The following is a 13,020-nucleotide window of genomic DNA, read 5'->3' on the forward strand; positions in this document are numbered from 1 at the left end:
GCTCTATCACCGTCACCCTGAGGAGCGCGTAGCGCGTCTCGAAGGGTCGACGGCCCGACTGTGGCCGTGCATCCTTCGAGACGCGCTACGCGCTCCTCAGGATGACGGGATTGAGATCGTAGCTTCCCCTACCCCACGATCGCGTTGAAGACGCGGCGCACCTCGCTCTGGGTCTCGCGCAGGCGGGCTTCCAGTGCGGAGAAATCCGGCGTGTCCCCGGCCCGCGCCATCACGCGCAGCAGGTCTTCGCCCGCGGTCTCCGGATTGAACTTGCCGGTGACGCAGAGCCGCAGGATCTGCGTCAGGTCATGATAGAGCCGCGCCGCCGAGCGCAGGATCTCGGCCTCGGACTGGCCGAGCAGGCCGAGCTTGGCGGCATTGTCGAGCACCTGCAGCGTGGAGACGCTGAGAATTTCCGGCTTCACCGCGGCATGCGCGAGCTGGAGATATTGCGCGATGAAATCGATGTCGACGAGCCCGCCGGCGGCGAGCTTGAGGTCCCAGACATCGTCCTCGCCCTTCTCCAGCGCGATCGCGCGCCGCATATCGGCGACGTCGGCCGCGGTCGACGCCGCATCGCGCGGCCGGGTCAGCACGCTGCGGATGATCGCCTCGATCTTCTCGCGGAACTCAGGCGACGACGAGATCACGCGGGCGCGTGTCAGCGCCATGTGCTCCCAGGTCCAGGCCTCGCGCTCCTGGTAGTCGGAGAATGAATCGATCCGCGAGGCGACCGGGCCGGCGCGCCCCGACGGGCGCAGCCGCATGTCGACCTCGTAGAGCACGCCGTAATTGGTCCGGGTCGTGAAGGCGCTGATCAGGCGCTGGGTGAAGCGGGCAAAATACTGCGCGCCGTGCAGCGAGCGCTCGCCGTCGGAATCCGGCGCCTCGCTGTCGAAATCGTACAGCAGGATCAAATCGAGGTCGGAGGACGCCGTCATCTCGCGGCTGCCGAGCCGACCCATCGCGATGATCGCGGTCTCCTGCCCCTTGATCCGGCCATATTGCGCGGCGAACTGGTCGGTGACGAGGCCGTGCACGGTGTGGACGATGCCCTCGGCCACATCGGCAAAGGCGGTGCTGGCGTGCTGCGCCGATACCGTGCCGGACAGGATCCGCGTGCCGATCAGGAACAGGCTCTCCTGGCCGAACAATCTCAGACGATCGAGAAAATCCTCATAGGACGACGCATCCTGCAGCGTGGCGGCGAGCCGCTCCGACAGTTCCTTCTTGTCCGGCATCGCGCCGAAGAAGCGCGGATCGACCAGGCCGTCCATGATCTGCGGCTGCCGCGCCAGCATGTCACCGAGCCGCGGCGCGGCGCCGAGGATCAGCGCCACCAGCGCGACGAAATCGCGGTTCTGGCTGAGCAGCGAGATCAGCCGGCCGCCCCGCTGCAGCGCGCCGAGGAAACGGTCGAACGCCGCCACCGCATCGTCCGGCTCCTCGGCATGCGCGAGGCCGTCGATCAGGCCGGGAATGAATTCCAGGAACGCGGCGCGCGTCGCCTCCACTCGCAGCGCGCGATAGTCGCCCTCGATCCATTGCTGCACGGTGCCGGCAACCGCAATCGGCTTCTTGAAGCCGAGATTGGCGAGATGCTCGATCAGGCGGGCGTCCTCGGGCCCGGCACCGTAGTCGACGTCCGGCAGCTTCGCGGTGCCGGTCGGATCGTCGCCTTCGAACAGCTTGCCGTAATGGTTCTGCACGATCTTGAGCTGGCCGAGCAAATCCTTGGCGAAGGCCTCGCGATTCTCGTAGCCGAAGAAATGCGCAAAGCGCTCGACATCCTCGGGCGCTTCGGGCAGCGAATGGGTCTGCTCGTCGGCGATCATCTGCAGCCGGTGCTCGACCCGGCGCAGGAATTCATAGGCCGTCGTCAGTTCGTCGCGCGCTTCAAAGGTGATCCAGTTGCTGTTGGCGAGCACGTTGAGCGCCTCCAGCGTCGGCCGCACCCGCAACTCCGGATGGCGGCCGCCGGCGATCAGCTGCTGGGTCTGGGCGAAGAACTCGATCTCGCGGATGCCGCCGCGGCCGACCTTGACGTTATGGCCCTCGACCGAGATCTCGCTCTGGCCGCGATAGGTCTGCATCTGCCGCTTCATGTCGTGGACATCGGCAAGCGCGGCAAAATCCAGATGCTTGCGCCAGACGAACGGCGCGAGCTCGGCGATCAGCGCCTCGCCGGCCTTCGGATCGCCGGCACAGGGCCGCGCCTTGATCATCGCAGCACGCTCCCAGGTGCGTCCCTCGCGTTCGTAATAATGCAACGCCGCGTCGGTCGAGATCGCGACCTGGGTCGAGGCCGGGTCCGGACGCAGCCTGAGATCGACCCGGAACACATAGCCGTCGCCCGAGCGCTGCTGCAGCATCCGCGCCATCGCCTGGGTGACGCGCACGAAGAACGGCTGCGGCTCGATGTCCTCGGCGAGCGAGGTGGCCGCGCGATCGAAGAACACGATCAGGTCGATGTCGCTGGAATAGTTCAGCTCGCCGGCCCCCATCTTGCCCATCGCGAGCACGATCAGGCCCGAGCCTGCTTCGGGGTGATCGGGATCGGCGGCCGTCATCCGGCCGCGGGCAACTTCCTGCCGGAACAAATATCGCAGCGCCGATTGCACCGAATTCACCGCGATGTCGGTCAGCGCCGCCGTCACCCGCATCACCGGCCAGACGCCGCCGATGTCGCACAGCGCGATCATCAGCGCGGCCTCCGCCTTCATGCGGCGAAGCAGAACCATCACGTCGGCCTCGCTGCCGGCGGCGAGCACCTCGCGCGACGTCGTCTCGATCAGGTTGGCCAGATGCGACTCCGGGTCGCATGACAGGATCCGGATCAGCCGCGCGGCGTCGGCACGCGCGAGCTCGAACAAATAGGGCGAGAACTCGGCGATGCCGCGCAGGATGTCGCGCGCGAACGGATGTTCAAGCAGCGCATTGAGCGCGGCCAATTGCTCCGGCTCGAGCTCGGCGAACCAGTCGGTCAGGCGCTGATCGGCGGATGTGGGCGCGGCGACACGCGGTCTGTCCGCGAACCGCGCGGCCAGACGATGTCGATCCGCGTTTCCCGGCGCGGCGGCATTCATGCCGCCTTCTGTGGCACATCCTGCGTTTGAGCCGCAAGCCTGTCACTGCCGCCCGCCCGCGCGGGCAGCACCAGGGTGGCGACCAGCCCCGGATGGGCGTCGCCGAGCCTGAGCTCGCCGCCATGAAGCGTGGCGACCGCCGAGGCCAGGCTGAGGCCGAGACCGGAACCGGGTAAGGTCCGGCTCGCCTCGAGCCGGACGAAGCGCTCGACCGCGTGCTTGCGGTCGGCCTCGGGAATGCCCGGACCGTGGTCGGTGACGCTGAGCAGGACCTGGTCGCCCTCGCGCCGCGCCTCGATCAGGATCTCCCGCGCATCCGCATTGAGCGGCTGCACGCTGACGTCGGGCTTGCCGTATTTGATGGCATTCTCGACCAGGTTGGCGACGGCCTGGCTGATCAATTCGCGGTTGCCGTGAATCGGCGCCGGCACGGTCTTCACCTGCAGCGTCATACCGTCGTCCTCGGCCAGCGGCTCGTACAGTTCGTGGATGCCGTTGGCGACATCGGCACCGTCGAAATCGTCCATGTTGCCGCGCGCCTGGCCGGACTCGGCACGCGCAATCATCAACAGGGCGTTGAAGGTGCGGATCAGCCCGTCGGATTCCTCGATGGTCCGCTCCAGCGCCGCGCGATAGTCGGCCTCGCAGCCCGACCGCGCCAGCGCCTCCTCGGCGCGGTTGCGCAGCCGCGTCAGCGGCGTCTTGAGGTCATGGGCGATGTTGTCGGAGACCTCCTTCAGCCCCGTCATCAGCGCCTCGATGCGCTCGAGCATGGCATTGAGATTTTCCGCCAGGCGATCGAGCTCGTCGCCGCTGCGGCCGACCGGCAGCCGGCCGGACAGATCGCCCGCCATGATGCGCTTGGTGGTGCCGGTCATGGCGTCGATCCGGTGCAGCACGCGGCGGGCGACGAAGATGCCGCCGCCGATGCCGAGCACGACGACGACGAGGATTGACCATTGCGCGGCCTTGGCGACGATGCCGAACAGCCGCCGCCGCTCCTCGAGGTCACGCCCGACCAGCAGGCGGAAGCCGTTCTCCATCTCGGTGACCCGCACCAGCGCGCGGTGATCGGTCTTGTCCTGGTCGTCGAGCCGGCGATAGGCGGTCTCGGTCCAGCCCTGCACGCTCATCACGCCCGGCGCCAGCGCGCCGACATTGCCGGCGAGCATCTGCCCGTTCGGCGCCGTCACCAGATAGAGGTTGGCACCCGGCCGCAGCGCACGATTGCCCATGGTGCCCAGCAGGCCGCGCAGGCCGCGGCGGTTGTAGATGTCGGTGATCTCGCTGATCTCGACGTTGACCGTCGTCGTGATCTGCTCGGTGATCAGCCGCCGCGTGTTCCATGCGAAGTAAGCCAGCAGCGAGGCGGCGAACAGCGCGAACAGGAACAGGTAGACCAGCGTCAGCCGAAACGCCGTGGTCCGGATCAGTTTACCGAATGCCGTCACGGATCATATACCCCGCACCGCGGATGGTATGCAGCAGCGGCCGCTCAAAACCCTTGTCGATCTTGGAGCGCAGCCGCGAGATGTGGACGTCGATCACGTTGGTCTGCGGATCGAAATGATAATCCCAGACATTCTCGAGCAGCATGGTGCGCGTCACCACCTGCCCGGCATGCTTCATGAGATATTCGAGCAGGCGGAACTCGCGCGGCTGCAAGGTCAGCTCGTCCTTGCCGCGGGCGACGCGATGGGACAGCCGATCGAGCTCGAGGTCGCCGACCCGGTAGGTCGTCTCCTCGGCCGGGCCGACATTGCGCCGCGACAGCACCTCGACGCGCGCGAGCAGCTCGGCGAAGGAATAGGGTTTCGGCAGGTAGTCGTCGCCGCCGGCACGCAGGCCCTTGATGCGGTCATCGACCTGGCCGAGCGCCGAGAGGATCAGCACCGGCGTCCGGTTGCCCTTGTCGCGCAGGCTGCCGATCAGCGACAGGCCGTCACGCTTCGGCAGCATGCGATCCACAACCAGCACGTCGTAGTCGCCGGTCTCGGCCATCGACAGCCCTTCCTCGCCATCGGAGGCGAGATCGGCGATATAGCCGACTTCGCGGAATGCCTTGACCAGATAGTCGGCTGACTCACGGTCGTCTTCGATGATCAGGATGCGCATTTGCGGAGCGATTGCGGTCACGGGAATTGGCCCTCTGTCAGCATGACGCGGCCGGCCTGCACATGCAAGACGACCGCGCATATTCTCGATTGCTTGAAAAAAGTGGGCGGTGAAGCTGGGGGACCTCACCGCCCTGAGACCTTCCGACAGAGGGGGGCATATTCCATCGAAAGGCAACGTAGGGAGCGAGCAAGGGGCCCGCCCCCCGGAAAGCGCCGTCGGCGGGGGCGACTGATGCCGGCGACGCCTTCCAACTCATAGATAGTTATCCCTTCGCCAGCGGCACTGCCACAAAGCGCGACGAACCGCCGCTCTTCACGCGCATGAGAACGCTGTTCTTGCTGTCATTGCGCGCCGCGGTGATCGCATCACGCACTTCACCGGCGGTGCCGACGGACTTGCCGGCGACCTCGAGGATCACGTCGCCTTCCTTGAAGCCCCGCTCAGCGGCAGCACTCTTGGGATCGACTTCGGTCACGACCACGCCATCCTTGCCGGCGCCGGCCACGCTGTTGGCGGGCGCCACGGTGAGGCCGAGCTTCGGCACGTCGGTGCCGCGGGACGAATTGCCCTTGTCGCTCTTGTCGGTGTCAGCCTTGGCTTCCAGGTTGTTCGGCAACTGGCCGAGCGTGAGGTTGACGGTCTTGTCCTGACCCTTGTGCAGCACGTTCAGCTTCACGGCGTTGCCGGGCGCGAGGCCACCGATGGTGCGGGCGAGTTCGCGCGCATCCTTCACCGGCTCGCCATTGACGGCGGTGATGACGTCACCGGATTCGATGCCGGCCTTGGCCGCGGGGCCGTTGGCCTGCGGTTCGGCAACCAGCGCGCCTTCGGCCTTCTTCATGCCGAGGCTGTCGGCGATGTCGGAGGTCACCGGCTGGATCTGGACGCCGATCCAGCCACGGCTGACCGCGCCCTTGTCCTTCAGCTGGGCGACGACGCTCTTGACGGTCTGGGCCGGGATCGAGAACGCGATGCCGACGCTGCCGCCGGACGGCGAGTAGATCGCCGTGTTGACGCCCATCACCTCACCGGACACGTCGAACGCCGGGCCACCCGAATTGCCCTTGTTCACGGGCGCATCGATCTGGATGAAATCGTCATACGGGCCGTTGCCGATGTCGCGGCCGGAGGCCGAGACGATGCCCGCGGTCACGGTGCCGCCGAGGCCGAACGGATTGCCGACCGCCAGCACCCAGTCGCCGATGCGCGGCTTGGTTTCGGAAAGCTTGGCAAACTGGAAGTTGGAGCCGCCCTCGACCTTGATCAGCGCGAGGTCGGTGCGCGGATCGGTGCCGATCACCTTGGCGGAATAGGTCTTGCCGTCGTCGGTAGTGACTTCGACCTTGTCGGCGCCGTCGACGACGTGATTGTTGGTCACGGCAAAGCCGTCAGCCGAGATGAAGAAGCCGGAGCCCTGGCCCGTCACCACACCACCGCCACGCGGTCCACCGCGCAGGCCCGGGGGCAAGCCATCCGGACCGCCGAAGCGGCGGAAGAAGCGCTCCATCGGCGAACCCGGCTGGAACGGCGAATCGTCATTGCCGCTGTCGTCCTTCGCGACCTTCTCGCGAATGTTGACCTTGACCGAGATCACCGACGGCTTCACGCGCTCGACGATGTCGGCAAATCCGACCGGCTGCTGAACCTTCTTGACCTCGTTATTGACCTGCGCATGCGCGGGCGTCGTGAACAGGTCGGCGGGATTATGCGAGGGGCTGAAGCCGTAGGTGGCAGCACCGAGGCCGGCCACGACCGACGCCATCAGCGCGAGTTTGCGGGCAGAGAACAGCGAGCGCTTCGGCGCCTTGTAGGACGGAAGGGTCGAGAGGTCGGGACGGTCGGTCATGTCTTGAAATCTCCAGGGCCAGAATCATTGGTGCCGGGGGCGAGCACCTGATGGGCCTGAACATGGGGTCATCAGCCTTACGGCGCGCTGGCTGCGGAATTAAACTTTTGTAATCGAGGCGGCCGCCGCTGCGGCAGAATAGCGCAGGTAAATAAAGGACTTAAAAGGGAACTAAAGCGGCTTGTCCGGCGCGGATTCCGCCGCCAGCAGCCGTTCCAGGCGCGCCCGCTCGTCGGATGTCAGCCCAGGGGCGGAATCGCCCCCGCCGGCGGCCGGATTTGCCTTGCGCCGGCCGAGCCGCCAGAGCGCAAAACCGCCCAGCAGTAGCGCCAGCGGCGGGGTCAGCCACAGCAGCAGCGTGTGCTCGTTGAGGCGCGGCTTGAGCAGCACGAATTCGCCGTAGCGGGCCACCAGGAAATCGATCACCTCGGCGTCGCTGTCGCCGGCCGAGATGCGTTCACGCACCAAGAGACGGAGATCGCGCGCCAGCGGCGCCTCCGAATCGTCGATCGACTGGTTCTGGCAGACCATGCAGCGCAGCTCTTTGGAGAGCTCGCGCGCCCTCGCCTCCTTGGCCGGATCCGCCATGACCTCGTCGGGCAGCACCGCCCGGGCGGGCATCGCGCCGAGCATCAGGGCCGCCGCAAGCACGGCGGCTGCAAGCGCGCGCGACCGCATCACTCGGCCGCCTGCAATGCGCGCGCCGCTTTCGCCGGTTTCGGCGCGCCGACCCGCAAGCGGCGGTCGGACAGCGACAGCATGCCGCCGAACGCCATCAGCACCGGGCCCCACCAGATCATCAGCACCAGCGGCTTGTGATAGATCCGCACCGCGATCGCGCCGTCGGCCGAGGTATCGCCGAGCGAGATGTAGAGCTGGCTGGCGCCGCGCGTCATCAGCGCGGCCTCGGTCGTCGAGGCGCCGCGCGTCGTGAAGTTGCGCTTCGACGGTGTCATCACGCTGACCTTCTCGCCGTCACGCGTCACGGTGAATTGCGCGACCATCTCGCGGAAGTTCGGACCCTGCCGCGGGTTCAGGCCGTCGAGCCGCAACTGGTAGCCGGCGACGCGGGCGACGTCGTCGGGCTTCATCGCGCCGATATATTCGCTGTTCCAGGTGGTCTCGCAGACGATCCCGATCAGCGCGACGCCGAGGCCGGCATGCGCAAACGCAGTTCCCCAGGTCGCACGCGGCAAGCCGCGCGCGCGGCGCAGCGAGAGCGACAGCGGAATCCGGAACAGCGCGATGCGCTCGGCGAGATCGCACAGCGCGCCCATGATCACGAACACCGCCAGCCCGATCGCGAGCGGCGCCAAGGTCGCGCCGCCATAGGTCCATGCAAGCACCAGCGCCATCGCGACCAGCGCGACGATGCCGGCCACCATCAGCCGCTGCGCTGCGCCGAGCAGATCGCCGCGCTTCCAGGCCAGCAGCGGCCCGAACGGCACCGCGAGCAGCAGCGGCACGAACAGCGGCGCGAAGGTGAAATTGAAGAACGGCGCGCCGACCGAGATCTTTTCACCGGTGAGCACCTCGAGCGCCAGCGGATACAGCGTGCCGATGAACACGGTCGCGCAGGCGGTGGTGAGCAGCAGATTGTTGAGCACCAGCGCGCCTTCGCGCGAGATCGGTGCGAACAGCCCGCCCTGCTTCAGCGCCGGCGCGCGCCAGGCGTATAGCGACAGGCTGCCGCCGATGAAGACGAACAGGATCAGCAGGATGAACACGCCGCGGGTAGGATCGGTCGCGAAGGCGTGGACCGATGTGAGCACGCCGGAGCGCACCAGGAAGGTGCCGAGCAGCGACAGCGAGAAGGTCAGGATCGACAGCAGCACGGTCCAGACCTTCAGAGCATTGCGCTTCTCCATCACCAGCGCCGAATGCAGCAGCGCGGTGCCGGCAAGCCACGGCATCAGCGAGGCGTTCTCGACCGGATCCCAGAACCACCAGCCGCCCCAGCCGAGCTCGTAATAGGCCCAGTAGGAGCCCATCGCGATGCCGAGCGTCAGGAAGATCCACGCCATCAGCGTCCACGGCCGCACCCAGCGCGCCCAGGCGGCGTCGATCCGTCCTTCCAGCAGCGCCGCCACCGCGAATGAGAACGAGATCGAGAAGCCGACATAGCCGAGATAGAGCATCGGCGGATGCACCGCGAGGCCGATATCCTGCAGCACCGGATTGAGGTCGCGTCCTTCCAGCGGCGGATTGGCGATGCGCAGGAACGGGTTCGAGGTGATCAGGATGAACAGATAGAACGCGCTGGCGACCCAGGCCTGCACCGCCAGCACATGCGCACGCAGCGACAGCGGCAGATTGTTGCCGAAGGCCGCAACGAGGCCGCCGAACAGCGCCAGGATCGACACCCACAGCAGCATCGATCCTTCATGGTTTCCCCAGACGCCGGTGATCTTGTAGAGCAGCGGCTTCAGCGAATGCGAATTCTCGTAGACATTGGCGACCGAGAAGTCGGAGGTGACGTGCAGCGTCACCAGCGCCGCGAACGACGCCGCGACGAACAGCAATTGGGCGAGCGCGGTCGAACGCGCGACGTTCATCAGCGCCGCATCGCGCCAGCGCGCGCCGACGATCGGCACGATGGACTGGATCAGCGCCAGCCCAAGCGCGAGCACCAGGGCGTAATGTCCACTTTCGGCAATCACCGCACGGCTCCCTGTGTCGGCGCCGCGGAGGCGCTCGGCGTATTGCTTGATTTGGCACCGTAATCGTCCTTCCAGTGGCCCTGCTTCTTCAAGGCGTCGGCGACGTCCTTCGGCATGTAGGTCTCGTCATGCTTGGCGAGCACGGTGTCGGCGCGGAACACGCCGTCAGCATCGAGCGCGCCTTCGGCGACGACGCCCTGCCCCTCGCGGAACAGATCCGGCAGGATGCCCTTGTAGGCGACCGGCAGCGTCGCGCCGCCGTCGCCAACGGTGAAGGTCACGGCGAGATTGTCGCCGCGCTTCAGCGAGCCCTGCTCCACCAGGCCGCCGAGGCGGAAACGCTTGCCCGGACCAAGATGCTTTTCGGCGACCATCGACGGCGTCGAGAAGAACACGATGGAATCGCGCAGCGCGTTCAGCACCAGGCCCGCGGCGATCGCGAGCACGACGAGCGCGCAGCCGATCAGTGTCAAACGCCGTTGCTTCCTGGTCATCGTCCATCCTTGCGCATGACATCCTCCGAAAACCGCCGCGCACTTTTCGGCGTCATGCTCTATCCATCCAGCCCGAGATTCTTCAGCCCCTCATTGAGCTGACGCAACCGGTCCGCATCGTTGGCGACAGCCTGACGGGCATCCGCGAGCGCGCTCATCGCCTTGTCGCGCTCGCCCATCACGAGATAGGCGCGGACCAGCCGCAGCCAGCCCTCGACATCGTCGCCATTGGTCTTCAGCCGCGTCGCCAGCCGATCGACCATGCCTTTGATCATGGTGCCGCGATCGGCCTCGCTCATGTCCCTGGCCGCAGCCACCGCACTGTCCGGCAGCGCCGGTGCGCTCACGCCACCGGGTGCGCTGCCGCCGACCCGCACGAGCGCGGCCTGCACCAGCGGCCGCCACGGTGCGTCCGCCGGCGCCTTCGCCAGCATCTTCTGCCAGAGCGCCGCGGCGTCGGCCTTGCGGCCGTCCTGCTCGGCGGCGAGACCGAGGAAATAGTTCGCCTTGGCATCGTCGCCGTTCAGCGCGACCGCGCGCTCGAATTCCGCCTTGGCGTCCGCGGTGACGACGCCGCCGGCAGTCCCCATCAGCGCCTCGCCGAGATCGGCGCGGCGATCGGCGCTGTCGCCGGCATAGGTGATGGCGTTGCGATAGGCGCGGACGGCGTCATCGTAGCGGCCGAGGCGCGACAGCACCGGTGCCAGCACCGTCCAGCCGCGGCCGTCGGTCGGGTTCTTTTCGAGATGCGCCTCGACCTGGGCGACCAGATTGGCGAGCGGCTGGTTGGCGTCGGCCACCCGGCCGCGCTCGGCGAGCGGGAAGTCACCGAGGCGCGGCGAGCCGAGCGCGAGATAGAAGCTCGAGGCAATCACCGGCAATCCGACCAGGCCGACGATCGCGGCAGTGCGCCGCAGATTGAGGCTGCCTTGCACCGGGGTCTCACGTCCGCTCTGATCGGCGGCGGCCAGCAGCCGGCGGCTGATCTCGATCCGCGCGGCATCGGCCTCCGCGGCACCGATGATGCCGGCGGCCATGTCGCGGTCGATTTCGGCGAGCTGGTCGCGGTAGACCACGACCTCGCTGCCGCCGGCATCCGCGCCCCCGCGGCGGCTGAGCGGCCACAGCACGGCAAAGATCGCCGCGACCGTCATCAGCGCGAACACAAACCACAGCGTCATCAAGCGGTTCCCGGATGGAACGGCGACTTCCGGCAAGCCGCCTTAGAATCGCTTTACACTACCGGCGGCGAGCCCGGCAATTGACAATTACTGGATCGGCGGAAGGTCGAAATCAGGCGGTTTCCGGTGCCGTTCCGGCGGTATTGCAAGAACGTTTCCGGGCGAAGGCGCGCGCGACCAAAATATCGAAAACAACCCCATGCAAAGGAGCCGGCGGTCGCCGTCCCCAAAATGACGACTTGACACGTCGGGCAAATCAGCGCCACACTTCCATTATTCCGAAATTGCGCAAATGCTGATCGTCCCGCTTTTCGGGCTCACCGGTTCGCTGTCGAACATGCTCACAAATGACAGTGACCGTGCTGTCACTGCAATTCCTCGGGCGTGTACTCATGATGCGGCTGGCCGACCGGTGTCCGGCTAACCCCCAACAGCGGCTCAAGAGCGGACATTCTCCGAGGCCGCAGATGGGCCAGAGCCGAACCTTTAGCCTTCTCAAAACAACACGCTTCCGCAATGAAAGAGGGCGGCGACTCCATCGCCACCCCCGTCGACAGATTACATCAAGGCGCCAGACCAGCCTTGATCTCAGCCGACATCTGACGGATCGCTGCCTGGGGCTCGGGGTCGGTCAGGATGCCGTTCAGCAGCACGAAGTCGTGGATCATCCCATTGTAGCGGGTAGCGATCACCGAAACCCCGGCTTCTTTGAGCTTACGGGCGTAAGCTTCACCTTCGTCGCGCAGCGGATCGTTCTCCGAAGTGATAACCAGGGCTGGGGGTAGCCCGCGCAGCTCTTGTAGGCTGGCGCGCAGCGGCGAGACATAGGAGTTATCGCGCAACACGGGGTCAGGTGCGTACAAATCCCAGCCATACTTCATGAAGGCGCGAGCCAAGAACCTACCTGTGCCGTATTCATGATAGGATGCGGTATCTACGCTGGCGTCCGTCGCCGGAATCATCAGCACCTGATAGCTGATCTTGGGGCCGCCGCGGTCTTTGGCCATCAGCGTCAGCGCTGCGGTCATGTTGCCGCCGACCGAATTGCCGGCCACCGCGATCCGGCTGCCATCCGCGCCAAACTCTTCGGCATGGCTCGCCACCCACTTCAACACAGCATAGGATTGATTGAGCTGGGTGGGAAACCGCGCCTCTGGCAGGGAGGTGTATTCAACGAACACGCCGATCTGGCCCGAGCCGACGACCAAGTCCCGCAAAAGGCGCTGGTGGTTCTGGAAATTTCCGACAATCCAGACGCCACCATGAATAAACAGCAGCACACCGGGTTTACCGGAGATCTGCTCGGGCTTCATGATGTAGATTTTCACGGTTTGACCATCCTGGGTGATGGTCTGCTCGGTCGTCCTCACCCCCGACATGTCGACCGGGGTCTCATTCTGCAGGCCGGTCAGGATGTCCTGCGGCTTCGGTTGAGGAAGCTCCCAGAAAGGACTTGAGTCCTTGTTGATTTCTTTCAGAAACGTACGAACCTGTGGGGCGATGCGAGGATCGGTTGCGGGATCTGGTGTTGCGGCTTGTGTCGTTTGCGTCATAACCGTCACTCCAAGAAGGATTGCTGAAGAAAGAAGTGTGCGTCGCATGTGTTACCTCTGCCGTTCCGACGGTCGAGCGCGT

9 protein-coding genes are annotated in these 13,020 nt (G+C 66.1%); all 9 read right to left on the bottom strand.

Features of this window, described 5'->3' with window-relative positions:
• Window positions 1-128: 128 nt before the first annotated feature.
• Window positions 129-3,086 (bottom strand): bifunctional [glutamine synthetase] adenylyltransferase/[glutamine synthetase]-adenylyl-L-tyrosine phosphorylase, encoded by a 2,958-nt coding sequence (locus QA635_RS27595; RefSeq protein WP_283062569.1) that lies wholly within the window; start codon window positions 3,084-3,086, stop codon window positions 129-131.
• The gene (locus tag QA635_RS27600; RefSeq protein ID WP_092079699.1) at window positions 3,083-4,537 is read right to left on the bottom strand and encodes a sensor histidine kinase; all 1,455 of its coding nucleotides are present in this window, start codon (window positions 4,535-4,537) and stop codon (window positions 3,083-3,085) included. Before QA635_RS27600 ends, QA635_RS27595 begins: the two co-directional genes overlap by 4 nt.
• Window positions 4,521-5,201: a response regulator transcription factor gene (locus QA635_RS27605; protein WP_016842329.1), complete on the bottom strand. Its 681-nt coding sequence runs from the start codon at window positions 5,199-5,201 to the stop codon at window positions 4,521-4,523. The genes QA635_RS27600 and QA635_RS27605 overlap by 17 nt, the downstream gene beginning before the upstream one ends.
• A 265-nt stretch (window positions 5,202-5,466) precedes the next feature.
• On the bottom strand, window positions 5,467-7,050 hold the full coding sequence (locus QA635_RS27610) for a Do family serine endopeptidase (protein WP_283062571.1): 1,584 nt from the start codon (window positions 7,048-7,050) through the stop codon (window positions 5,467-5,469).
• Between the two features lie 171 nt (window positions 7,051-7,221).
• Window positions 7,222-7,728: a cytochrome c-type biogenesis protein gene (locus QA635_RS27615; protein ID WP_283062573.1), complete on the bottom strand. Its 507-nt coding sequence runs from the start codon at window positions 7,726-7,728 to the stop codon at window positions 7,222-7,224.
• On the bottom strand, window positions 7,728-9,710 hold the full coding sequence (locus tag QA635_RS27620) for a heme lyase CcmF/NrfE family subunit (RefSeq protein ID WP_050387040.1): 1,983 nt from the start codon (window positions 9,708-9,710) through the stop codon (window positions 7,728-7,730). The genes QA635_RS27615 and QA635_RS27620 overlap by 1 nt, the downstream gene beginning before the upstream one ends.
• Window positions 9,707-10,204 carry a cytochrome c maturation protein CcmE gene (gene ccmE, locus QA635_RS27625; RefSeq protein ID WP_168858113.1) on the bottom strand — a complete coding sequence of 166 codons (498 nt, stop codon included), beginning with the start codon at window positions 10,202-10,204 and terminating at the stop codon, window positions 9,707-9,709. The genes QA635_RS27620 and ccmE overlap by 4 nt, the downstream gene beginning before the upstream one ends.
• 59 nt (window positions 10,205-10,263) lie before the next feature.
• Entirely contained in the window at window positions 10,264-11,385 is a 1,122-nt protein-coding gene (ccmI, locus tag QA635_RS27630; RefSeq protein ID WP_283062576.1) for a c-type cytochrome biogenesis protein CcmI, read from the bottom strand.
• A 563-nt stretch (window positions 11,386-11,948) separates the two neighbouring features.
• Complete coding sequence (locus tag QA635_RS27635; protein WP_283062578.1) at window positions 11,949-12,938, bottom strand: alpha/beta hydrolase; 990 nt, start codon at window positions 12,936-12,938, stop codon at window positions 11,949-11,951.
• Between the last annotated feature and the right edge of the window lie 82 nt (window positions 12,939-13,020).

The sequence above is a fragment of the Bradyrhizobium brasilense genome (genome assembly GCF_029714345.1).
In the GTDB taxonomy this organism is placed as follows: domain Bacteria; phylum Pseudomonadota; class Alphaproteobacteria; order Rhizobiales; family Xanthobacteraceae; genus Bradyrhizobium; species Bradyrhizobium australafricanum.